We start from the raw sequence: 24,073 nt of genomic DNA, 5'->3' as shown, positions 1-24,073 counted from the left end.
GGTGGGCGGATACCTCCGGTGTCGGCCGCCGGCCCGCCCCCGCAGCGACGACGCTGCCGGGGGCGGGCCGAGGCAGGGCGGTGGCTGAACTGACCTACCGTCGGATCCGCGCGTGGGCAGCGAGGCCCTCGAGGACCGGCACGACGTCGTTCGGACTGGGCATGGCCCGCCAGACATCGTAGATCGCCGCGGCGCCACGCCGGTAGGACGGATCGTCGAGCACCGCCCGGATCGCCTCGCGCAGCTCCGTCACCGACTGGGTCTGGTGGTCCAGTCGCAGGCCGGCACCCCGGGACACGACATAGTTCGCCACCGGGGTCGCTTCGAGCTTCTTCGGTGGCATCACCCAGCGTACGGTGGGCCGCTGCGTACGGGCGCCCAGCTCACGTACGCCGTACTCGACACCGGAGCGGTAGATGCCGGTGTCGTCCGTCGTCTCCGCCGGATTCTCCTCCACGCGCACCAGGAGGATCGAGTCGCGGGTGTCGCAGACGAGCTGCGGTACCCGGGCGGCGACGGCCGCCTGGAAGGTACCCAGGCCGCCGTGGTGGATGACCGCCGCGCAGGTGGGCAGGATCTGGTTGAGCGGCAGGTAGTCCATCAGGCGCACGTTGGGCGGTGGTGGGTACCCGTCCAACTGCACGCCGTTGAGCGTGGCCACCACCTCGACGTCGAGGTCGGCCAGGGCTTCCAGCAGCATCGGCGTGCGGTTCCAGTCGCCTCGGATGAACCGTCGGTAGGACTCGCCGAGGGTCAGGCAGATCCTCGGCCGTCGGGCCGGCACCCGCAACCAGTCCGGCACCGGGGCGGCACCGTTGTAGGGCACGTACCGCAGCGGCACCCTGCGGGTGCGGGTCGGCAGTTCGAGACCGGGCGGGGCGGTGTCCAGGGTCCACTGACCGGTCAGCAGTTCGTCGTCGACCTGGACGCCGTACCGGACGGCGAGCGGACGCAGCAGGGTGGCCAGCGGGTTCTCGTCCAGGCCCGCCGCGACGAGCGCCTGTCGACCGGCGGCGAGCCGGTCGAGGCTCCAGCCCGCCGGATCATAGGCGAAGACGAGCCGGGCGTGTGCCGCGCCGCTGACCCGGGCCGCGATCGCGCCGGCGGCCTGGGTGAGGTCCCAGATCACCAGGTCCGGACGCCAGGCGCGGGCGAAGTCGATCAGAGCGTGCGCCTCCGGTCGGTCCGGGCGCAGGTAGTCCGCAGTCGGGGTGAGCAGGTACTGGAAGAAGAGGTACCAGTACTCACGTTCCTCCGCGTCGAGGCCGAGCACCTCGGCATAGCGTTCCGCCTCGACATGTCCCTTCGGCTCCAGCGGGTCGTCGCTGGTCCGCGCGGCCCAGGCCGCGTCGCCCAGCGGCACCGGGGTCAACCCGGTGGCGGCGATCTGGTCGGCGAAGGAGGCAAGGGAGGCCAGCCGGACCTCGTGGCCGGCACTCTGCAACGCCCACGCCGTGGGCACCATGGGGTACAGATGGGCGATCGACGGGTCGATGGCGAACAGGATGCGCATGTGTCTCCTCGTACGGGGATCGGTCGAACGGGGTGGTCGAAGGTTCGGGACGGGCGGGTCGTCGTCGCTCAGGCGGGTAGCACGCGGTCCAGGACGTCGTGGTGGCCGTCGACCAGAGCGGCCACCGTGTCGGCCCGGAACTGACTGCGGCGGTAGCCGATGCTGCCGACGATGCCGCCGGTGGCGTCGAACTCCACCGCCCACAGCGCGCCGTCCGGGATCTGCGAGCCGAACTCCTGCGACCGCAGTCGGCGCCGCATGGCGCGGTAGGTGAGGTCACCGATGCGCTCGTCGACGGCCATGAACGGGGACTGCACCAGTTGGAACACGCAGGAGGCGTGTTCCTGGTCGGCTGCGGCGCGCATCAGGTCTGGCGCGACCCCCAGCAGGTCGACGAAGGGGATCTCGTGGCGGATGGCGGCCAGGCAGGTGGCTCTGACCCGGTCGACGAGGTCGGCGAAGCGCCCACCGGGCGGCGTGGCGATCCGCAGCGGCAGCAGGTTGAAGAACGAGCCGACCATGTCGACCGTCCATGCGGGACGGCGGCCCGGGGTGAAGGTGGGCATGACGACCTCGTCGAGGCCGGTGGCGTCGGCGAGCTGCCGTACGTGTGCCGCCGCCAACACCATGAAGGGCGTGCAGCGCCGCTCGGCTGCGTACGCCCGCACCCGCCGGCCCAGGTCCTGGTCGAACCGGAAGCGGTACCACGCGGTGCCGTCGGCCTGGTGCCGCCCACGTGGCCAGTCGATCCGGACCGGGGTGAGCACGGCGTCGCGCAGGTGGTCGGCCCAGTAGCGACGGGCGGCGGCGACGGCGGGTCCGTCGGCCGCCTGCCGCTGCCACCGTACGTAGTCCCGGTACTGGCGGACCTTCGGCAGTTCGGGCGGGCGTCCGGCGAGCCGGGCCCGGTAGCAGTGTGCCAGGTCCCGCAGCACCACCTGGATCGACCAGCCATCGACACCGGTGTGGTGGGCGGCGAGCACGAGGACGGCGTCCTCGCGGTCGAATCGTCCCAGGTGCGCCCGCAGGCTCGGGCACTCCGTCGCGGGGACCGGCCGGGACTCCACCTCGTTGAGCAGGATCTCCGCGTCGTGCTCCCGGTCGGTGCCGGTGGTCGGCAGCTCCTCGACGTGCAGGTGTGGCTCCTGCGGGGGGCGGACGAGTTGGTGCGGGCCGGGGCCGCGGACGATCATCGTCCGCAGCGACTCGTGCCGGGCGACCACGTCGGCCAGCGCGCTCCGTAGCACCGCCACGTCGAGCGGCCCACGGATCCGCCACCCGCCGACGATGGTGTAGTGCGGGCCGAACGGCCCGGAGCCGCTGCCGTCGTCGACCATGTGGAGGAACTCCTGCTGCCGGGAGAGGGCGACGCGCCCCGGCGGCGGTTCCGGTCGTGGCTCGGTGGTGGTCAGGTCGGTCGGGAGGGTCCACAGTGACGACGACGCGCCGGTCTCATCCCGCCTCATGTCCGGCTCCCCGCAGTGCCGATCCGCCGGTGGCCTCCGGTTCGGGTCGGCGCCACCGCATCCCGTCGGCGGACGGGATGAGCCCGCCGGGGCGCAGCGGGCGTCGGTCGTCGACGTTGCCGCCCAGCGCCGCCTGGGTCTGTACGCGGACGCCTTCTCTGAGGACGCCTTTGAGCAGGCTCGACCCGAGCAGGTCACGGTCCTCCCCCGGCACGTCGACGGGGCTCTGTACGACGTCGGCCAGCTCCTGGAACGCCTCCTTGCGGTTCTGTCGGTAGGCACCGGGGTCGAGCAGCGCGCTCTCTCCCGAGCCCCCGCCGCCGACGAGTTGGACGAAGGCCTGCACCGAGCTGGCGACGTCGTCGTCGGTGAGGCGCTTGGCGGTCCAGAAGTACGAGTCCTCGTCCTGGTCCATGTCGTAGAACGCGACGAGGAAGTCGTGGAACAGGGCGTACTCGCGGCGGTAGCGCGTCTCGAACTCCTGGAGGGTGCCCGCCTCGTCCAACTCTCCGGCCAGGCAGGTGTTGATCGAGCGGGCGGCGAGCAGTGCGCTGAAGGTGGCCAGGTGCACGCCGGAGGAGAAGACCGGGTCGATGAAGCAGGCCGCGTCACCGACGAGCAGCATTCCGGGTCGGGTGAAGCTGTCGTGGAGGTACGAGTAGTCCTTACGGACCCGCACCTCGCCGTACGGGCCGTCGGTGACCCGGGTCGCCTCGGCCAGGTACTCGGCGATCAGCGGGCACTCGCTGATGAGCCGGCGCAGCACCGTCTCCCGGTCGCCCTCGCGGACCCGGTCCAGCGCCTCCGGCCGGAGTACGGCTCCGACGCTGGTGAGGGTGTCGTTGAGGGGGATGTACCAGAACCAGCCGCCGGGGAAGGCGACGGCGAGGATGTTGCCGCTGTTGGGCGCGGGGAGCCGCTTGCCGCCCTCGAAGTAGCCGAAGAGGGCGAGGTTGCGGAAGAACTCCGAGTAGTGCCGTTCGCCGCCGATGCGGTGGTGGATGCGGCTGCGGTGGCCGGAGGCGTCCACGACGTACCGGCTGCGCAGTTCCCGGCGTACACCGTCCTCGTCGTCGAAGCGGACGCCGCAGACCCGATCCCCCTCCTCCAGCACGTCGACCACGGCGCACCGTTCGCGGACCGTGACGCCGCGGCGGCGGGCGTTGTCGAGCAGGATCTGGTCGAACGTCATGCGTTCGACCTGGTAAGCGGTGGCGTCGCTGGCGAAGCGTGGGGAGATCGCGAAGGCGAACGTCCACGGCTCGGGGTTGCGGCCCCAGCGGAAGGTGCCGCCCCGCTTGAGGGGGAAGCCGGCGCGGGCGAGTTCGTCGGCGACGCCGATCAACCGGCATACGCCGTGCACGGTCGAGGGCAGCAGCGACTCGCCGATCTGGTAGCGGGGGAAGCTCTCCCGCTCCAGCAGCAGGACCCGGTGCCCCTGCATCGCGACCAGGGTGGCGACGGTGGCGCCGCCGGGTCCACCACCGACCACGATCAGGTCGTAGTCGAACTCGTCGTCGGTCATGTGAAGTCCTCCGTGATCTCTGTGGTGGCAGGGGTCAGCGCAGGGCCACCTCGCTGCGCAGCACGGCGTCGAGCAGCTCACCGCGGCTCAGTGCGGACGCCACGGCGGTGAGGTCGTCGGCCATGTATCGGTCCTGGTGGAGGGTGGGAGCGAGGGAGCGGGTGAACTCGTAGGCGGCTCGACCGGCCGGGCCCAGGCCGTCGGCGCGTCCGGCCACGTCGGCCGCCTGGGCGGCGGCCAGCAGCTCCACCGCCAGGATGGTGTCGTTGTTCGTCAGGACCCGGCGGGCGTTGCGGGCGCTGATCAGGCCCATGCTGACGATGTCCTGGTTGTCGCCGTTGGACGGGATGCTGTGGATGCTGGCCGGGCCGATCGTGCGGTTCTCCGCGACCAGTGCCGTGGCCGGGTACTGCGCGCCGGCGAAGCCACTGTGCAGTCCCGGTTCACCCAGCACCAGGAACTCCGGCAGGCCGTAGTTGAGGTGTCGGTTGAGCAGCCGGTTCGTCCGCCGTTCGGAGAGCACTCCGAGCTGCGTCAGGGCGATGGTCACGTAGTCCATCGCGAAGGCGACCGGCTGACCGTGGAAGTTGGCGCCGTGGAAGACCTCTCCGCTGCCGAAGAAGAGCGGGTTGTCGTTGGCGGAGTTGAGTTCGATCTCGACGGTCGCGCGGGCCTGGGCGAGGGTGTCCCGGACCGCGCCCAGCACCTGCGGGACCGCCCGCAGGGAGTACGCCTTCTGCAGGTAGATGTCGGTGCGCTGGACTGCCTGGTCGTGCTGCCATTCCTCGGCGACCTGCCGGCGCAGGTCCGGGTGGGAGACGGTGAGCGTGCTGCCGTCGAGCAGGGCCCGCAGGTTGGCCGCGGAATCGATCTGGCCGGGATGCGGTCGGGCCAGGTCATGTCCCTCGGCGAGGAACGGGCCGGTCGACCCCCGCAGCGTCTCGATCACCAGGGCGGCGACGATCTCGGCCTGACGGACCTGGTCGGCCGCCCGCCCGAGCACCAGCGCACCGAGTCCGGTCATCGCGGAGGTGCCGTTGATGAGGGCGAGGCCCTCCTTGAAGCGCAGTTCCAGCGGCTCGATGCCGTATTCCCACAGCACACCGGCGGTCGGCACCGGTTGACCGTCCCGCAGCACGTACCCCTCACCGAGCAGGGTGCTGGCGATGTGTGACAGGGGTGCCAGGTCGCCGCTGGCACCCAGCGAGCCGATCTCGGGGATCGCCGGGGTGATGCCGAGGTTCAGGTACATCTCCAGTCGGGTGATCAGTTCCGAGCGGACCGCGGAGTAGCCCTTGGCGAGGGCGTTGAGTCGGGTGGCGAGGATGGCGCGGGCCTCCACCTCGGAGAAGCACGGTCCGACTCCGGCACTGTGGCTGCGGACCAGGTTCGTCTGGAGTTCCACCTCCTTGGGGTGGTCCACCAACATGTAGATCATCTCGCCGTATCCGGTGGTCACGCCGTAGACCGGCACGCCCTGCCGGACGATGTCCTCGAACCGCTGCCGGCTGGCCACCACGCGGGCCAACGCGGCGGCCGGCACCACGCAGGGCGTACCCCGTTCGGCCACCTGCCGGACGCCGTCGACGGTGAGTCCGGCGCCGTCGAGGAGCACCGGCGTCGCGCCGTTGTCGTTGTCAGCCATGCTCGTCTTCCATTCGTCGTGGGTGGTCGGCGGTGCGGGGATCGGGTAGCCGGGCGCGATCGACCTTGCCGGCGGGGTTGCGCGGGATCCGGTCGAGCGGCACGAAGGAGGTACGGCGGCTCACCGGCCCATGACGGCGGCGCAGCAGCGCGCGCAGTTCCCGCGTCACCACCGGCGGCGACGCGGGCGGGCGCGGCACCACGAAGACGACCAGCCGGCTCACCAGGCCGTCCGGGTCGGTCACCGGCGACACTGCGCAGTCGGCGACCAGTGGATGCTCTGCCAGCCCTGCCTCCAGGCCGGCGAGTTCGACCCGTTGACCGGCGAGTTTGACCTGGTGGTCCCGGCGGCCGAGATATTCGAGTTCGCCGTCGAAACGGCGTCGGCCGAGGTCGCCGGTGCGGTAGCAGCGGATGGCCGGGTCCTGGGGCGGGGGCAGTCCCGGCAGTGGCCGGAACGGCGTGTCGTCGGTGCCGACCGGTAGGTAGCCCGACGCGGCGTGGCGGCTGCGCACGACGATCTCGCCAGGTACACCGGCCGGGCAGAGGCGGTCCGCCTCGTCGACGACCAGGACCTGCCGGCCGGGTATCGGTCGGCCGATCGGGACGCGTCGCCCGCGCAGCGGCGCCACGATCTCGTACACGCTTGCCGCGATCGTCTCGGTCGGGCCGTAGAGATTCCACAGCCGGACGCCGGTGAGCGCCCGGCGCAGCCGGTTCGCCAGGGTCACGGCGAGCGACTCCCCGATCAGGAACAGGTGGGCCAGCCGGGCCGGAACCTCGGCTCCCCGGTCGATGGCGGCCATCAGTTCCCGGGCGAAGCTGGGCACGGTCTGCAGCATGGTGATGCCCTCGTGGTCCATCCAGCGCAGGAAGCGTTCCGGGTGCACCCGGACCCGCGGTGGCACCGCGACCACGGTGGCACCCGAGGTGAGCGCCGCGACCACCTCGCACAGCGCCGGGTCGTGTGTGACGACCGCCCACTGCGCCACGCGGCTGCCGGGCCCCAGTTGCGCGGTGTGCGCCAGCCAGGTGGCGAACTGCGCCAGGGCGGCGTGGGTCTGCGGCACGCCCTTCGGTCGTCCGGTCGACCCGGAGGTGAACGCGACGTAGGCGGTGGAGGCCGGCTCGGGCGCGGGTGGCGGTGGCCCGGACAGGTGGGTCGTCTCGTCCGCCGTCAGCACGGGGCCGCCCTGGGCGGTGCGGAACCATTCGGCCAGCGGGTCACCGGCCGTCTCGACGCCGACCAGCAGGGCGGCGGGGCGCAGGTCGGCCAGGAGTGTCCGGACGGGGTCCCCCGCGTCGCCCGGGTCCAGCCAGGTGACATGACCGCCGGCGAGGAGGACCGCCAGACCGGCCTGGACCAGCGTCGGGCCCATCGGTAGGCGCAGTGCCACGGCTCGCCCGGCGACCGGTACCCGGGCGGTCAGCCGGGCCGCCGACTCCGACGCCCCGGCGAGCAGTTCCGCGTACGTCAGGTTCCCCGCCTCGCTCCGCACCGCCAGCGCGTCCGGATAGCGGTCGCGGCACCGGCGGATCAGCTCGGTCACGGGCTCGGGCGTGGGTGTCAGGGTGGCGTCGGCGTCGCGCAGGGTCGCTGCCTGGTCCACGGCGTCCTCCAGGGGGAGGTCGCTGAGCGGCTGGTCGGGGTCGTGCAGCGCGGCGGTCAGCAGGGTGCGCAGTTGCCCGAGGAGGCCCTCGATCCACCGACGACCGATCCGGTCGGTGGGGGATCCGAGTGTGCCGGTGAGGCCCGCGACGCCCGACGAGACGGTGAGGAGCAGGTCGACGGGGAGGGCGCGGAGCGGGGACGGCAGCGCCCGGACCGTGGCTCCGGCCAGGCGCAGCGGGGCCGGCGGATCCGCGACGGCGAGGACGCTGGCGCGTGGCCCGTCGCCGTGGTCCGGTGCGGTGGCGTCGCTCAGCCAGCGTACGGGCGACGAAAGGGATTGTCGGGCCGTGTGTCGGCGGCGCGCCATCCGCCGCAGGTAGGTTCGGAAGGTGTCGGCGTCGGCGGGCCGACCGTCGAGCGGCAACAGGGTGGTCATCGGCCCGACGAGTCGTTCCTGCCCCGGTCGACGCAGGTCGTCGGCGACGGCGACGGGTGCCGCCTGGTCCCCGCCGTGCCGGGCCAGCACGAGGTGGTAGCCGGCCAGCAGCGCCGTGCCGGTGTCGGTGCCCTCCCGTGCGGCGAGGTCCCGCAGGGGCCGCCCGAGTTCCTCCCCCCAGTCGAAGTTCACCTCACCGTCGGGGGCGGAGACGGCGGCATCCGGCCGACGGACGGACGGAGCGGCGACGGCGTGGACCGGCGTGCCCCCGACGACCTCGGCGTAGGCCGTCGACAGGTCGGCGGCCAGGATCGACATCGACCGGGGGTCGGCCACCGTCGGATGGGCGTCCAGGACGATGCGGTGGTGCCGAGGTGCGATGTGCCGTACGTCCAGCCGGACGAGCGAATCGGGGTCGGCCGGCGGCCTCCGCAGCGCCGCGTGCCGGTCGAGCACCAGCGCCCAGGCGGTCCGTAGGGCGTGGATGTCGAGCGGGCCACGGACCCAGTACGCACGGCGCAGCGACGCCGGCGGGCCGGCCGGGCGCACCCGGACTGCGGTGGGGACCTCCGCGGCGAGCGGGTCCGGGTCGATGCGCGACGCCGGTTCCGGCACGGGGACGTTGATCGTCACGCAGCAAGTCTCGGTAAGCGCCGACGGGCGGGCATCTCTGGGCGTGCGCGGTGCCGACCGCGCGGGTCCGGAACGACCCGACGGCGCGCAGCGGTCTTCCGGAGTGCGCATTCGCAGAGATGCCCGCCACTGTCCGAGCCCGCACGATGGGAGGCAGAGCCGCGCGCGAGCTGGAAGTGGAGCCCATGAACGAGACCCCGGGAATCGTGCCGCCCGTCCTGGACGAAGCCGAGTTACGTGAACGGATCGGCGCCATCTGGCGCGATGTGCTCGCCGTTGGTGACGATGCGTCGAGCGATGCGACCTTCCTCGAGTTGCAGGGACAGTCGATATCCGCCGTCCGGATCACCGGGCGGATCGAGGAGGAACTCGGCATCGAGGTCGACGTCGCGGTCCTGTTCGAGGACCCGGATCTGGCGACCTTCACGGACCTGGTTGTCGCGGGTGCCCGAAACGAACGCTGATCGACGCGGGTCCGGGTTCACCCGAGCCGGCGTCCCACCGGAAGGAGGATCCAGGTAATGCTGTCCATCAGGCTGTACGACATCGAGACCGGACATGTCCAGACGCTCACCGAGGTGGCCGACCTGGTCAGCGCCGACCGGTGGCTCGACCGGTTCGCCGTGGGCGGCATCGGCACCAACGACGTGGTGTACGTCGTGGAGTCGCCGTCGGCCACGGTGGACTGTGCGGAGGCGGATTCCGTGGTCGCTGCCTGACTGTCGCGTCGATCCGGCCACCGGAGCCGCTCCCATCACCCGTAGACGTCCGCCCCGACCGAAAATCATCGGTCGGGGCGCATCTTTGTTCCCGTGATCGCCATGTCGACCCGGTGGGGCAGCGACGGATAGACGGATAGATCATTGCTGATGGCCACGCAACGCGTCTAAGATCAACCTTATCGACCTGACTTGTCGCTTTGACACATCATTCCGCTGATCGGGCACATTTCTTCCGGTAGATCCGAGGAATCGACGCGCCCCCGACCTCGACGTCGACCCGCGACCTCGGGCACTCCCCCGGGCAACGACCAACGAAAGGGCCACCATGACTCTGTCCGTGCTGCGGCGTGAACGACGCGACGACGGCGGTCCGGGTGACCGGAGACGAACACTGCGGCGACGCGTGCTCGCGTCCGTCGCGGCCGCGGTGGTCCTGCTCGCCCTCGGCGCGTCCAGTTCCGCAGCCGCCGACCCGTACCGCGAGCCGCTGACCGGTCGGGCGAAGTTCGACCCGTCCTTCCGGCACGGCACCGTGGCCGTCGACGGCGGCCGACTGCACTACGTCACCGGCGGCAGCGGGCCCGTCCTGGTGCTGCTGCACGGCTGGCCACAGACCTGGTGGGCCTGGCACGACGTGATGCCGGCCCTGGCCCGCAACCACACCGTCGTCGCATTCGACCTGCCCGGTCTGGGCGACTCCAGCCACTTCGCCGACGGGTACGACAAGGTGACCACCGCCAAGCGCATCCGCCAGGCGGTCCACGCCCTCGGACACCGCACGGTGTCGATCCTGGCGCACGACGTCGGCGTCCTCGTCGCTCACCCGTACGCCCGCGAGTTCCCCACCGAGGTCTCCCGGATCGCGGTGCTCGACTCCACGCTCTCCGGCTACGGCCTCGAAGACGCCTACACGCTGAGTTTCCACTTCCTGTTCAACGCGGCGCCCGCGCCGATTCCCGAGCGGATCCTCGACAACGACGACGTCCCCACCTACCTGGGCATGATCTTCGACTTCAGCGTCAACCGCGACGCCATCGACCGCACCGTCTACTACCGCTACTACCGGGACCCCGCCGACCGCACCGCCGGCTACAACTACTACCGCGCGTACAGCGGAGACGCCGAGAACAACCGGGCCAACGCCCACCGCCGGCTACCGATGCCGGTGCTGGCGGTGGGGTCGGCGGCGACCTTCGGCCCGGCGGTCGCGGAGTCGTTCCGCCAGGTGGCCGACGACGTCCGCGAGGTCGTCGCCCCCGACTCCGGCCACTTCATTCCGGAGGAGAACCCGCAGTTCCTGATCTCCTGCGTGAACCTCTTCACCGGCGCGACGGCCGGCCCGCCGCCCCCCGCCCTGGCCGCCTGCGCCGCCTGAGCGCTCGCCACTCCGGCCGTCACGCGGGCACGTGACGGCCGGAGTGCGACCCGAGTCGAGGTCACGTCTCGTCGGACACGGTGGGTGCGGCCAGGTCCGCTGCCGACTGAGGCAACTGCGCGACCAGGTCCAGCCGGGCCGAGACGAGAGCCAGGTGGATCCGGGCCGGCCAGGCGTCGACCGCGGCGCTGCGACACAGGTCGCTCGACCAGTCAGCCGGCACACAGCCGGCCACCACGAGGCCCAGTTCGGTACGGACCCGGCCGCCGAGTTCCGTCGCCCGGTCCCACCAGCCGGGCTCACCGGGCAGCAGCAGCACACCGTCCACTCCCCGGCGTTGGTGCCCGGACAGCTCACGCAACGTCTCGTCGTCGGCCCACGGATCGGTCACCGCCACGACGACGAACCGCAGGGCGCGGCGACCCGGGGCCAGCAGCCGGCCCTCGATGCCCGCGTCCCAGCCGGGTCCGGGCGACCTGGCGGCGACGTGGCACGGTTGCAGCCAGCCCGCCGGCATCGGATGCGGCCCGCCCACGCTGGTGCATCCGGGCCGAGACGGGCCCACACCGAGCAGCCGGTGCGCGAGCCGCAACCCGTGGTCGGTGAACGGCTCGGCGACGGCGTTGCGGCCGGAAGGTGAGGGCGGCGAAGCAGGGGCGCCGGCTCGATCGCTGCCGATCGTGACGGAGCCGACCGGATTCGGGGCGGCCGACGCCCCGGCGGCGGACTGTCGGAACACCGCCTCCGCCGCGTCGAGTGGGACCGGGCAGCGCCGCCGCAGCCCCAGATAGCTGAGCGCGGTGGTGCGGGTGATGAAGTGCAGCCCGAACTGGGCCGCCGGCAGGTGCATCCGGCGACCGTACGTCTCCCACCACCGCATGCTGGGGCCCGCCAGACGCTGCATCCGTACCGCCGCAGGGCGTCGCTGGCGCTCGTACCCGGCGAGGGCCTCGGCCACGGTGTCCCGGTTGCGTAGTGCCGCGGCCAGGGCGAGTGCGTCGGCGAGCGCCATCGAGGTGCCCGAGGCGACGGTGAAGTGCGCGGTGTGCGCGGCGTCGCCGATCAACACCTGGTTCCCGTGCGACCAGCGCCGGTTGGTCACCACCGAGAAGCGCGACCACCGGCGGCGGTCGCCGATCAGCGCGCCACCCAGTCGCTCGGCGAAGACGCCGTCGAGCAGCGCCAGTCCGGTCTCGCCCAGTTCGCCGGGCACCGCGCCGCCGTGACCCGGCTGGTGCAGACCGGCCCGGCGCCAGGTGCCCTCGTCCATCTCGACCACCACGGTGCTCGGGCCACCGCCACAGGAGTACGCGTGCGCGGCCATCGACCCGTACTCGGTCGGCACGAAGAACATCGTCGCGGCATCGCCGAGGTCGGCGTCGGTGCCCAGCCAGATGAAGCGGGCGAGGCCGGTCCGGACGGTCGTGCCGAAAGTCGCCGACCGCGCCGCGCGGTTCGCCGAGCGGGCCCCGTCGGCGAGCACGACCACGTCGGCGTCGAGGTCGTCGGCGTCGACGTCACACCCGTGGTGCACCCGCACGCCGACCTGCCGTGCCTGTTCGGTGAGCACGGCCAGCAGGGAGGTGCGGGAGACCGTGACGACCGGGAAGCCGTCGTAGCGCAGCCGTCGGCCCGGCAGCCGCAGCTCGATACCGGACAGTGGCCGGGCGGCCCGCCCGATCTGCTCGGCCACCGTCCGGTCGCCGGCCGCCAGTTGCCGCATCGTCCGATCCGACAGGGTGATGCCGAAGCCGCCGGCCCCTCCGGGGGCGGCACGCTCGTAGACGTCGACCACCGTGGCTCGCATCGCCAGGCCCAGCAGCCGGCCGAGGAAGAGTCCCGCCGGACCGGCACCGATTATCGCCACCCGCCGTGTACCCATGTCCCTCCACAGTGCCGATGGGAAGACGGCCGGGCCGCCTCCCCTTCCCGCACAGGCGCGGCCCGGCCTGATCCCGATGCTGGCAGTGCCGACTGTGGGGACACACCTTCCGTCGTGCGCTGGCCCGCGCCGTGGGCGGCGGTCACGTCGCGGCGCCGGGCGCGCACGCACGGAGATGCCGGGCCGTCGCCGCCGCGACCACGATCGGGGCGTCCCCGCAGCCACCGCATCACCGGGAGGTCCGGTCGGACCGCCCGGCGTCGGCGGAGAGGAGAACCATGGGCACCGATCGAGACGTCGCAGTGACGGAGGCCGACTACCTCCGGCTGCTGGCACACGGCAGCACCGCGTTCGAGCTACTCCGTACCGCGCTGGAGTTGGGGATCTTCGAGCACCTGGAGGACTGCGGTGGAGCCGATCCCGCCCGGTTGGCGCAGGCGCTGGACATCGAGGTCCAGCCGGCCCGGGTGATGCTGCTCGGACTCTGTGCGCTGCGCCTGGTGGACAAGTGCGGCGACGCGTACGTCAACGCCGGGATGACCCGCCGCAAGCTGCTGCGCTCCGGTCCCCGCTACCTCGGCCCCCTGGTCGACGTACAGGCCAAGGTGATCAACCCGGCGCTGCCCGACCTGGCCGAGTCCGTCCGGCGCGGCACCAACGTCGGCCTGCGCCACCTGACCGGGCCCGGGGCCACCGTCTACGAGCGACTCACCGCACACCCCGATCTGCAGCGGGTCTTCTACGCGAACATGGGAGACGCCTCACGCAAGGCGATCACCCCGCTGCTGGACCGCTACGACCTCAGCGCGGTCCGGCACGCGATCGACGTCGGGGGTGGCGACGGGACCAACGCCATCCACCTCGCGCAGCGCTACCCGCACCTCACGATCACCGTCTTCGACCAGGAGAGCGTCACCCGACTCGCCGCCGACCGCATCGACGATCCGGATCTGCGGCGGCGGATCCGCTTCCACACCGGCGACATCATGGCCGAGCCACTGCCCGCCGGGGCGGACGCCGTCCTGGTCTTCCACATCTTCGAGATCTGGTCCCGGGCGCGGAACACCGCGTTGCTGCGTCGGTGCCGGGCCGCGTTGCCGGACGGGGGCGTGTGCCTCGTCTACAACTTCGTCTCCGACGACGCGGGAACCGGCCCGATGAGTGCCGGGCTGGTCTCCCCCTACTTCCTGACTCTCGCCTCCGGCGAGGGGATGGCCTACTCCGCCGCGGACATGGAACAGGCACTCCTGGACGCGGGTTTCGCCGAGGTCGAACGGCACGAGGACATGGGGTTCGGCCACGCGCTCGTCGTCGGCCGCCGATAGGCGCCGACCTCCGTACGCCGCTTCCGGTGCCCCGTCACGCGTCAAGGAGCTGTTATGACCTCGTCCGAGCCCATCGCGTTGGTGGGTATGGCATGTCGCTTCGCCGGTGACGTCGATTCACCCGAACGGTTCTGGGCGTTGCTGCGCGACGGCCGCGACACCGCCGGGCCGATCCCCGCCGACCGCTGGAGTTGGTACGCCCGTCAGGGTCCCGAACATGCGCAGGCGGTCGCGAGGGCGACGGGGTACGGCTCCTTCCTGACCGACATCGCCGGCTTCGACGCCGACTTCTTCGACATCACGCCTCGGGAGGCGGCGCTGATCGATCCGCAGCAACGGATCGTGCTGGAGCTGGCCTGGGAGGCGCTGGAGCACGCCGGAATCCCGCCGCGCGGGTTGGCCGGTGGCGACACCGGCGTCTTCATGGGGGTGGGCGCGGACGACTACGGTCGGCGGCTGCTGGAGGACCTGCCCCGCATCGAGGCGTGGACCGGGATCGGCGGCGCGTACTGCGCGGTGGCCAACCGGGTCTCCTACGTGCTGGACCTGCACGGACCGAGCATGACCGTGGACACCGCCTGTTCCTCCTCGCTGGTCGCCATCCACCTGGCGGCGCAGGCCCTGCGTGCCCGCGAGTGTGACCTCGCCCTGGCCGGAGGGGTGCTGGTGATGGCTGCCCCCGGTCTCACCCTGGTCCTCGACGCGGCCGGGGCGACCGCGCCGAACGGGCGATGCAAGTCCTTCGACGCCGGTGCGGACGGCTACGGCCGGGGCGAGGGCGGAGGTGTGGTGGTGCTCAAGCGCCTCGCCGACGCCCGCCGTGACGGAGATCGGATTCTGGCGGTGCTGCGCGGCAGCGCCGTCCGCCAGGACGGTCGGACGAACGGCATCATGGCCCCGAACGGGGCAGCCCAGGCCGAGCTGATGCGCCGGGCCTGCCGCGACGCCGGTGTGGACCCGCACACCGTCGACTACGTCGAGGCGCACGGCACGGGCACGCCGGTGGGCGATCCGCTGGAGGCTGCGGCGCTGGCGCAGGTCTACGGCGTCGGGCGGGAAGCCGCCCGACCGCTGCTGATCGGTTCGGTGAAGCCGAACATCGGCCACCTGGAGGCCGGCGCGGGCGTCGCCGGCGTCATCAAGACGGTGCTCGCCCTGCGGCACGGACACCTGCCGCCGAGCCTGGGGGTCACCCACCCCAACCCGGCCGTGGACTGGGAGTCCTGCGGAATGCGGGTGGTCCGGGAGGTGACGCCCTGGCAGCGTCGGGCGCACCCGCGGCGGGCGGCGGTCTCCGGATACGGGTACGGCGGCACCATCGCCCACCTGGTCATCGAGGAATCCGACGCGGCACCCGAACAGACCGGGCGACCGGGGCCGGGCGGTCCCCGCCTGTACCCGTTGTCCGGCGCGTCCCCCGCCGCCCTGCGGCAGTACGCCGAGCGCCTGGCCACCCGCCTCGAGACGGGTCCGGCGCCGTCCATCGTCGACGTCGGGCACACCCTCGCCCGGCGGCGCGGGCATCTGCCCTACCGTGCCGCGGTCGTCGCCGCCGGGCGGTCCGCGCTGGTCGACCGGCTCCGGGAGATCACGCCGGCCGGACGCAGGGGTGTCGCCGACCCCGCACCGGGCGGCGACCGGGGAGCCGTCTGGGTCTTCTCCGGGCACGGCTCGCACTGGACCGGGGTCGGCCGCGACCTGGTCGAGGACACCCCGGCGTTCGCCGATGTCCTGGACCGGCTCGACCCGGTCTTCCGGTCCGAGGTCGGGTGGACGCCCCGGTCCGCGCTGTTCGACGACCGGGCCCAGCCGGTGGACGTGGTCCAGCCGATGATCTTCGCCGTGCAGGTCGCACTGGCTGCCACCTGGCGGTCGCTCGGGCTGCGGCCCGCCGCCGTGATCGGTCACTCCGTCGGCGAGATCGCGGCGGCGGTGACCGCCGGGATGCTCACCCTCGACCAGGGTGCCCGGCTCGTCTGCCGCCGCTCCACGCTGTTGCGCGACGTCGCCGGGGCCGGCGCGATGGTGCTCGTCGACGTCCCGGCCGACGAGGCACGGCGACGGCTGCGGGGGCGCTGCGACGTGGTCGTGGCGATCGACGCCGCACCCCGCGCGTGTGTTCTCTCCGGCGACGTCGCGGCGGTCCACGACGTCGCCGAGCGTTGGCGGGACGCCGGGGCGCGGGTCAGGCCGATCAGGTCCGACGTGGCCTTCCACAGTCCGCAGATGGACCCGCTGCTGGACCGGCTGCGGGCCGCGGCGGCCGACCTGCGCCCCACCGGCGCCCACACACCGGTCTACACGACCGCGCTCGCGGACGCCCGCTCGGCCGCACCTCGGGACGGCGGCTACTGGGCACGCAACCTGCGGGACGCCGTCCGCTTCGCCCCGGCGGTGACCGCCGCCACCGAGGACGGTCACCGCCTGTTCCTGGAGATCTCCGGGCACCCGGTCGTGGCTCACTCGATCGACGACACGCTGGCGTCGTTGCCGGTCGCCGACACCCGGGTGGTGTACTCGCTGCGTCGGGGCGGCGCCGGCCGGGAGGCGCTGCTGACCGGTCTGGGCGAGCTCTACGGTTGTGGCGCGGAGGTGGACTGGTCGGCGTTGTGGCCCGACGGTGGGCTGACCGACCTGCCCACGCCGGCCTGGCAGCGCAGCCGGCACTGGGCGGTGGAGCCACCGCCGCCCACCGCCGGGAGCGGCCCCGACCGTGCCGGTCACACGCTGCTCGGCAGGCGGACGGTGGTCCGGGGCGCCTTCCCCGCCGACGTCTGGCTGACGCGCCTGGACCAGGGGAGCCGCCCGTACCCCGGTGAGCACCCGGTCCGTGGCGTGGAGATCGTGCCCGCCGCGGTGCTGCTGACCACCCTCCTCGCCGCCGCCTCGACCGGGCGAGGCTGGTGGGACCTGGTGGACGTCCTCCTGCGGACGCCGGTCAGCGTGACCCGGCCCCGGGCGGTGCAGGTCGTCCGGCAGGGCGAGGAACTGCGGCTGAGCTCCCGTGTGCTCGGCGAGGACCCGGATGAGGACGCGGGCTGGCTGACACACACCTCCGCCGCCGCTGACCCGTACGCCGGTCTGCCGGGGCCCCCCGAGCCGCCGTCCACGGTGACCGGCCCCCTCGACGAGAGGCACGTCGTGGAGCGGCTGGCCGACCTCGGCGTCGCCGCGATGGGTTTCTCGTGGACCGTGCGCCGTCTCGGCCAGACCTCCGACGGCCTGGTCGGCGTCGTCGATGTCGACGATGCCCCCGACGCTGCGGGCTGGGCACCGATCCTGGACGCCGCGTTGTCGATCGCGTCGGTGGTCTTCCCCGGGCCGCCGGTGTTGCGGATGCCGGCGTCCGTCGCCCGGGTCACGCTCTGCCCGACCGCGGTCGCCCAGGCCCGGATCACCGTCCGGCGTCGGGGTGCGGACGTCGTCGACGTGGAACTGGTCAACGTCCACGACGAGGTGGTCGGCCGGCTGACCGGCCTGCGCTACGGACTGCTCGACCAGGACGTGGCGCGACTCGACGACCGCACCCCGGTGCTCTACGACACCGCCTGGCGGCCGGCGCCGCACCTACTCGGCCCTCCGCCGGACGGGGCGGTCCTGGTCGGCCCGAGGTCCCCACTCGGCGACGATCTGGCCGCACAGATGGTCGCGCACGGCGTCCGCTGCCGGCAGGTCACCGACCCGGACCAGATCGTCGGCGACGAACTGCTCGACGGCCGGGCCGTCCTGGTGGTACCCGCCGAGGCGGCCACCGACGACGTGGCCGAGCTGGTCGCGGCGAACGCGTGGTTGCTGACCCGGACCGCGCGCCGGGTCGCGACCGGGCAGGGTGCCCGCCTGTGGTGTGTGACGCGGGGTGTCCGATCCGGCGACCGGCACAGCGCGCTCGGTCACGGCGCGCTGTGGGGATTGGGTCGGGTGATCGGCAGCGAACGGCCCGAGAGCTGGGGTGGCGTCATCGACGTCGGTGCCGACCGACGCGACCTGTCCACCCTCGTCGCCCTGGTCGGCGCCGGCCATGGTGAGGACCTGGTGGCGGTGGGCGGGGGCGAGGCGCTGGTCCCCCGGCTGCGGGCGGTCACCGATGGACCCCTCGCGCCGTCGTTGGCCTGCCGTCCCGACGGCACGTACCTGATCACCGGTGGCCTGGGGGCGCTGGGGCTGGAGGTGGCCGCGTGGCTGGCCGACCGGGGCGCCCGCCGCATCGTCCTGACCGGACGGCGCGGCCTGCCCTCGCGCGAGACGTGGGACGGGCTGACCGACCCGGGGCAACGCGCGGCGGTACGGACCGTGCGGGCACTGGAGCGGGCCGGGGTGACCGTCGTCGTCGTGCCGTGCGACATCGCCGACGCGCAGGAGGCCGTGCGGCTGCTGCGACCCGCCGCGTACGGGCTGCCGCCGATTCGCGGGGTGGTGCACGCGGCCGGTGTGCTGGACGACCGCACCATCGACACTCTCGACGAATCCTCGCTGCGACGGGTGCTGCGGCCCAAGGTGGCCGCACTGACCCTGCATGCGCTCTTTCCGCCGGGCAGCCTCGACTTCTTCGTGTCGTTCTCCTCGGTGGGCCAGCTTCTCGGCCTGCCCGGTCAGGGCAGCTACGCCGCGGGCAACGCCTTCCTGGACTGCCTCGCCCGCCACCGGCGTGCGGCTGGTGACACCGGGACGAGGAGCATTCGGTGGACCTCCTGGCGTGGGCTCGGGATGTCCACCTCCAGCGCCGTCATCGACACGGAACTCGCCGCGCGAGGCGCTGCCGACGTCAGCGTCGCCGAGGCGTTCGCCGCGTGGGAGCAGGCGCACCGACATGATCTGGGCGAGCCGGTCGTGTTGCGGGTGCTCCCGCCGACCGCCGGTGGTCACCGACCGCCGCTGCTCGGCGAGCTGTCCGGCGAGGACGGACCGCACAGCGCGTCGGACGGTGGCGGCCCGCCGTGGGCCGGACTGGACGACACCGCGCTCCATGCACATCTGCGGGACCGGATCAGCGCCCAGGTCGCCGACGAGACACGGCTGCCTCGCAGTGAGATCGACCCGCTCCGCCCGCTGTCGGAGATGGGCCTGGACTCGGTGATGACCACCCGGGTCCGGGCGGCCCTGGAGCGGGAGTTCCACCTCGCGCTGCCGGCCACCCTGCTGTGGGACCGGCCGACGGTCGAGGCGATGGCGGAGTACCTGGCGGATCGACTTTCGAACACCACCGCTTGGAGGAGCACGCGATGACGACCGACGACGGGCTCGTACCCTGGCCGGAGGATCTGGCGTACGCCTATCGGATGGCGGAGTGCTGGCGTGGCCGCCCGCTCGGTGCCCACCTGTGGGAGTGGGCGGACCGGTGGGGTGATCAGGTCGCGGTCGTCGACGGCCCCCGCCGGGTGACCTACCGGGAGCTGGCCGAGTTGGCCGATGGGCTGGCCGAGCACCTCAGCGAGCACGGGCTGCGCCAGGGTCACCGGGTGCTGCTGCAGCTACCGAACTGCTGGGAACTGGTGGTCGTCATGCTCGCCTGCTTCCGGCTCGGGGTGGCTCCGGTGATGATGCTGCCGCAGCACCGCGAGCACGAGCTGTCCGCGATCGCCGCGCACGTCGACGTCCGGGCGTTGGTGGTGCCCGACCGTTGGCGCGACTACGACCACCAGGCGCTCGCGTACCGGGTGGTGGCGGGGTTGCCCGGCCCGACCTCCGTGTTCGTCTTCGGTGACGATGTCCGCACGCTCGGGGTCGACGGGCGGGCGCTGTTGCGGGCCGACGGCGACGTCGAGGCACGACGTCGCCGGCTGGACGCGTGCGCGCCGGCCGGTGGCGACGTGGCGCTGTTCCTGCTCTCCGGCGGCACCACGGCGGTGCCGAAGGTGATCGCCCGCACCCACGACGACTACGAGTACAACCTGCGGCGGTGCGCCGACGTGTGCCGCTTCGGGCGGGACACCGTCTACCTGGCGGTGCTGCCGGTGGGGCACAACTTTCCGCTGGCGAACCCGGGGGTGCTCGGGACGCTGTACAGCGGAGGGCGGGTGGTCCTGTTGCCGTCTCCCCGTCCGGGACCGGCGTTCGCCGCCATCGAGGCGGAGCGGGTCACGGCGACCTCACTGGTACCGGCGGTGGCGATCTCCTGGACGGCTGCGGCCGACTGCGGCCGGGACCTGTCCAGCCTGCGGCACGTCCACGTCGGTGGGGCGATGTTCGCTCCCGAACTCGCCTCGGCGCTCGGTTCCGCCCTCGGGTGTGAGGTGCAGCAGGTCTACGGCATGGCGGAGGGTCTGGTCTGCTACACACCGATCGGCGCGCCGCCCGAGATCGCGCACCACACGCAGGGTCGACCGCTCAGCCCCTTCGACGAGTTGTTGGTGGTGGAGCCCGACACCGAACGACCGGTCGACCCCGGTGTCTGCGGTGAGCTGCTCACCCGTGGCCCGTACACGCCGCGCGGTTACTACCGGGCACCCGAGCAGAACGCCGTCTCCTACACCGCCACGGGCTGGTACCGCACCGGCGATCTGGTCCGGCTCACCGGGGACGGCGATGTCGTCGTCTGCGGACGGATCAAGGACATGATCAACCGGGCGGGCGAGAAGATCTCCGCCGGTGAGGTCGAGGCCCTCGCGCTGGAACTGCCGGAGATCGCCGAGGTCGCGGCCGTGGCGATGCCCGATCCGGCGGTCGGCGAACGGCTCTGTCTCTTCGTCCGGCTGCATCCCGGGCGCAGGCTGACACTGCGCCAGTTGGCCGGGGCGCTGACCGTTCGCGGCCTCGCCGCGTTCAAGGTGCCGGAGCGCCTCGTCGTGGTGGACGAGCTGCCGCACACTCCGGTCGGCAAGCCGGACAAGAAGGCGCTGCGGCTGATGTTGACGCCTCGCGCATGATCGCTGGAATTTCCCGCCCGGGACCGCTCAGTCGCGGGTAGATGCATCGTCATAACTGTCAGAGCGCTCTTGAAGCGGCTCGACGGACGACGATGCATCACGACACGGGTGCCCATGTTCTGTCGAGTCACGTCACCCGTTCCCTCGGGAACGGAAACGACCGGTCCCCGCAGAATTGTGCCCGCATTCAAGAAATGGAGCATCACGTGTTCGCCAGAGACCGGAAACGCACCCTGTCCCTCCTCGGCGCCGGCGCGGTGGCGGCCCTCGCCTTCTCCGTCGCCGGGCCGGTGCCGGCCGTCGGCGCCCCGACCACGCCCGGCGAGGCCCCCGCACCCGCCGTCCCGACGGTCACCGTCACCCCGGCAACCGGCCTCGCCGACGGCCAGGTGGTCACCGTCAACGCCACCGGCCTGCGCCCGAGCAGCGTCTTCCACATCGGCCAGTGCGCGATCGTCGACGACGCCATGCCCTGCAACGGGGGCGAGACCATCGACGTCAGCACGACCACGTCCGGCACGCTCTCCGCCAGGCTGGCGGTGCGCCACATCTACCAGGGCACGCTCGGCCCGGACGGCACGCCGTGGGGGGTCGTCGACTGCAACAAGGCGCCGTGCGGCATCGGGATGTTCAATGACTTCGGCGAGGGCGCGGGCGCCGAGATCTCATTCCAGTAGTCACACGCAGATTGTTCCGGATCGCGCTTCGAGCGCGATCCGGAACAGTCCCATTCGACCTTCCGTCTAATCAGTCCACGCACCCCGTATGACAGTTCTTGGCGCACCTTTCATCAGATCGGAAGCTGCGTCGGGTCATTCGAGCGGACCATTGAGGCCGCCGACCGATCTGCGACCGGCCGCACGCACGGAGATGCCGGCCACGGCGGTGCGCCCTACCGTCGGACCCACGACTCGTCGCGCGCGTCGACGTCACCCCGCCGGATCCGCGCCTGCGCGGACGGACCACCCGAGGCCGGCGTCACCCCTCCTGCGAGATGGACGACCAGGCCCGTACCGCTGCCGCTCGGTGCGGGCGTCGTGGCTCGCCGACGCAACCGGTGCAGGCGCGCCCGGCGTCCGACTCAGGAGGTCCACATGCGTCCGGTCCGGTACGGCACCCTCGAGGTCCCCGGCGCCCAGTTGTACTTCGAGGTCCGCGGCGACGGTCCGCCGCTGCTCTGCATCCCCACCGGCAACGGCGACGCCACCCCGTTCGGCCCCTTGGCGGGCAGCCTGGCGACGCGGTACACGGTGATCACCTACGACCGGCGGGGTTTCTCCCGAAGCCCGGTCTTCGATCCGGTCGTCGACGATCGTCGTGTCGAGGTGGACGCCCGGGATGCCCGCCATCTGTTGGACCATCTCGCCGACGGACCGGCGGACGTGTTCGGCACCTGCTCGGGAGGCATCGTGGGGCTGGCTCTGCTGCAGGCCCACCCGCACCGCCTGCGCACCGTGGTCGTGCACGAACCGCCACTCGTGTCGATCCTGCCCGACGCCGCGCACTGGCTCGGGTTCTACGACGACCTGTACCTCACCTATCGCGAGCGTGGCGGCGAGGCCGCCCGGGAGTTGTTCCGCGACCACGTGGGCCTGGCGGGCGAGACACGGCCGCCGGAGGACGCCCGGCTCCCACCGGATCAGCTCGCGCAGCTCCAGGCCCGGCTCCACCGCAACCAGGTGTTCTGGTTCGAACACGAGACCCGCAGCTTTCCGGCGTACCGGCCCGACCTGGAGCTGCTGCGCCGGTACGCGGCGCGGTTGGTGCTGGCCGGCGGCAGTACGTCGCGGGAGCAGTTCGCCTACCGCCCGAACCAGGCTCTGGCCCGGCTGCTCGGTCTCGCGCTGATCGACTTCCCCGGCGGTCACGTCGGACACGTCACCCACCCGTACGAGTTCGCCGACCGGCTCGCCGACGTTCTGGGTCGGGCCGGGGAGCACTCGATCGACCGTCCCTAGCCGGTAGCGCATCGGTGGTGCGGTGGCGAACCCGATACACGACCGTTTCGTATCACCTGCATTTGCCGGTCTCGACCGCTCCGCACTACGGGAGGCGGAGCGTGTCTCGGGTTCCGACATACTGATTTCACGAGGCGCCAGAAAGGGGAGGGCGACGTTACGCCTCGGTGATCGAGGAGTATTTCCGAGATCACGAACCACCATTTCGACATGGAGAACAACATGCGTAAGAAGCGAACCGTAGTCACCCTCACCGCGGTGGCACTGGCCGCCCTGACCGCGCTGTTCCTCGCGGGGAACGGGGCAGCCACCGCCGGCTCCCAGCAGGCCGTGGTCGCCCAGACCGAGTTCAGCAACGAAGATCTCCGGCAGATCCTGGTGCCGGAGAGCGAACAGCGCAAGACCGCATCCATCGTTCACCCCACGGTCACCATCGCGGAGGCAGTCGCCACCGGGCAGTTCGGCACCGGGCCCGGCATGACCTCCGAGCCCCGTGCCTGCCTGGAGATGACCAGCGCCCTGGGCGATCTGCGCGGGATCGAGGGGTACATGCACGCTGGCGAGCGGTCGCAGGCCGCCGCGCCGGAGAGCCTCCAGCGGTACTTCATGACCGCCGTCTTCCAGATCCCCGGCGGTGCCAGCGCGGCGATCGACAAGGTGGCGAAGGTGCTGCGTACCTGCAGCGCCGGCACCATCAAGCTGGACACCGGCAACGGTACGCCGCTGAACGGCACCATCTCCTACGCGGAGCACGAGGCGCCGGCGCTGCGCGGTGCCCGCACCTTCGCCTCGACCCTCACCACCGTCCTGCCCTGGTCCAACCCGTCGTCGTCGGACAAGTCGGTGCAGTCGGTCGCCGAGTGCGACGCCCAGCTCACCCTGGCCGCCAACGGTGACCTGCTGATCTGGTCGGTCGAGCCGACCAAGCAGCTCGCCGTCAACTCGGTCAGCACCGTCCACCAGCGGGCCCTGGCCCTGCGCTGATCCCACCGTCGCCCTCCCAGGTCGTGGGGGGGGCCCCCCCCCCCCCCGCCCCGCGGGGCGGGGGGGGGGGCGGGCGGGGCAGACGGGCGCCCGGGCGCCGACCGCGCCCCCGAGGGCGGCGCCCACCGCCCGCGG

General features: G+C 72.4%; 15 protein-coding genes. 9 read left to right on the top strand and 6 right to left on the bottom strand.

Annotated features, from left to right (window positions below; all coding sequences use genetic code 11):
• Positions 1-94 precede the first annotated feature (94 nt).
• The 5 genes from ACIBMZ_RS23610 to ACIBMZ_RS23590 form a co-directional block, all read right to left on the bottom strand.
• On the bottom strand, positions 95-1,513 hold the full coding sequence (locus ACIBMZ_RS23610) for a nucleotide disphospho-sugar-binding domain-containing protein (protein WP_396697212.1): 1,419 nt from the start codon (positions 1,511-1,513) through the stop codon (positions 95-97).
• A gap of 68 nt (positions 1,514-1,581) precedes the next feature.
• The gene (locus tag ACIBMZ_RS23605) at positions 1,582-2,979 is read right to left on the bottom strand and encodes a condensation domain-containing protein (RefSeq protein ID WP_396697211.1); all 1,398 of its coding nucleotides are present in this window, start codon (positions 2,977-2,979) and stop codon (positions 1,582-1,584) included.
• Positions 2,966-4,504 (bottom strand): tryptophan 7-halogenase, encoded by a 1,539-nt coding sequence (locus tag ACIBMZ_RS23600; RefSeq protein WP_396697209.1) that lies wholly within the window; start codon positions 4,502-4,504, stop codon positions 2,966-2,968. Before ACIBMZ_RS23600 ends, ACIBMZ_RS23605 begins: the two co-directional genes overlap by 14 nt.
• Positions 4,505-4,538: 34 nt before the next feature.
• Positions 4,539-6,149: a tyrosine 2,3-aminomutase gene (cmdF, locus tag ACIBMZ_RS23595; RefSeq protein WP_396697207.1), complete on the bottom strand. Its 1,611-nt coding sequence runs from the start codon at positions 6,147-6,149 to the stop codon at positions 4,539-4,541.
• The gene (locus ACIBMZ_RS23590; protein ID WP_396697205.1) at positions 6,142-8,829 is read right to left on the bottom strand and encodes an AMP-binding protein; all 2,688 of its coding nucleotides are present in this window, start codon (positions 8,827-8,829) and stop codon (positions 6,142-6,144) included. Before ACIBMZ_RS23590 ends, cmdF begins: the two co-directional genes overlap by 8 nt.
• 185 nt (positions 8,830-9,014) lie before the next feature.
• Between ACIBMZ_RS23590 and ACIBMZ_RS23585 the strand changes: the two genes are divergently transcribed.
• The 3 genes from ACIBMZ_RS23585 to ACIBMZ_RS23575 all read left to right on the top strand — a co-directional run bounded on the left by ACIBMZ_RS23585 (position 9,015) and on the right by ACIBMZ_RS23575 (position 10,926).
• The gene (locus ACIBMZ_RS23585) at positions 9,015-9,293 is read left to right on the top strand and encodes a phosphopantetheine-binding protein (protein ID WP_396697203.1); all 279 of its coding nucleotides are present in this window, start codon (positions 9,015-9,017) and stop codon (positions 9,291-9,293) included.
• A 57-nt stretch (positions 9,294-9,350) separates the two neighbouring features.
• A complete protein-coding gene (locus ACIBMZ_RS23580; protein ID WP_396697201.1) occupies positions 9,351-9,548 on the top strand; it encodes a hypothetical protein in 198 nt (65 codons plus the stop codon).
• Positions 9,549-9,876: 328 nt separating this feature from the next.
• Entirely contained in the window at positions 9,877-10,926 is a 1,050-nt protein-coding gene (locus ACIBMZ_RS23575; protein WP_396697199.1) for an alpha/beta fold hydrolase, read from the top strand.
• A 61-nt stretch (positions 10,927-10,987) separates the two neighbouring features.
• On the opposite strand, the gene ACIBMZ_RS23570 is transcribed toward ACIBMZ_RS23575, so the two are convergent.
• Positions 10,988-12,808 (bottom strand): FAD-dependent monooxygenase, encoded by a 1,821-nt coding sequence (locus ACIBMZ_RS23570; RefSeq protein ID WP_396697197.1) that lies wholly within the window; start codon positions 12,806-12,808, stop codon positions 10,988-10,990.
• A 278-nt stretch (positions 12,809-13,086) separates the two neighbouring features.
• Between ACIBMZ_RS23570 and ACIBMZ_RS23565 the strand changes: the two genes are divergently transcribed.
• From ACIBMZ_RS23565 to ACIBMZ_RS23540, 6 genes are all read left to right on the top strand, one after another.
• Complete coding sequence (locus ACIBMZ_RS23565; RefSeq protein WP_396697194.1) at positions 13,087-14,133, top strand: methyltransferase; 1,047 nt, start codon at positions 13,087-13,089, stop codon at positions 14,131-14,133.
• A 54-nt stretch (positions 14,134-14,187) separates the two neighbouring features.
• Complete coding sequence (locus tag ACIBMZ_RS23560) at positions 14,188-19,356, top strand: type I polyketide synthase (protein ID WP_396697192.1); 5,169 nt, start codon at positions 14,188-14,190, stop codon at positions 19,354-19,356.
• Entirely contained in the window at positions 19,353-20,996 is a 1,644-nt protein-coding gene (locus tag ACIBMZ_RS23555; protein ID WP_396697190.1) for a (2,3-dihydroxybenzoyl)adenylate synthase, read from the top strand. Before ACIBMZ_RS23560 ends, ACIBMZ_RS23555 begins: the two co-directional genes overlap by 4 nt.
• A 206-nt stretch (positions 20,997-21,202) precedes the next feature.
• Positions 21,203-21,673, top strand: coding sequence for an enediyne antibiotic chromoprotein (locus ACIBMZ_RS23550; protein WP_396697188.1), 471 nt, complete (start codon positions 21,203-21,205; stop codon positions 21,671-21,673).
• 417 nt (positions 21,674-22,090) lie between these two features.
• Entirely contained in the window at positions 22,091-22,954 is an 864-nt protein-coding gene (locus ACIBMZ_RS23545; RefSeq protein ID WP_396697186.1) for an alpha/beta fold hydrolase, read from the top strand.
• A 222-nt stretch (positions 22,955-23,176) separates the two neighbouring features.
• Entirely contained in the window at positions 23,177-23,938 is a 762-nt protein-coding gene (locus tag ACIBMZ_RS23540; protein WP_396697184.1) for a hypothetical protein, read from the top strand.
• The last annotated feature ends 135 nt before the right edge of the window (positions 23,939-24,073 follow it).

It is taken from the genome of Micromonospora sp. NPDC049900 (assembly GCF_044461025.1).
Taxonomy (GTDB): Bacteria; Actinomycetota; Actinomycetes; order Mycobacteriales; family Micromonosporaceae; genus Micromonospora.
Note: the sequence above shows the minus strand (reverse complement) of the source record. Positions and strands in the feature narration are given on the sequence as shown.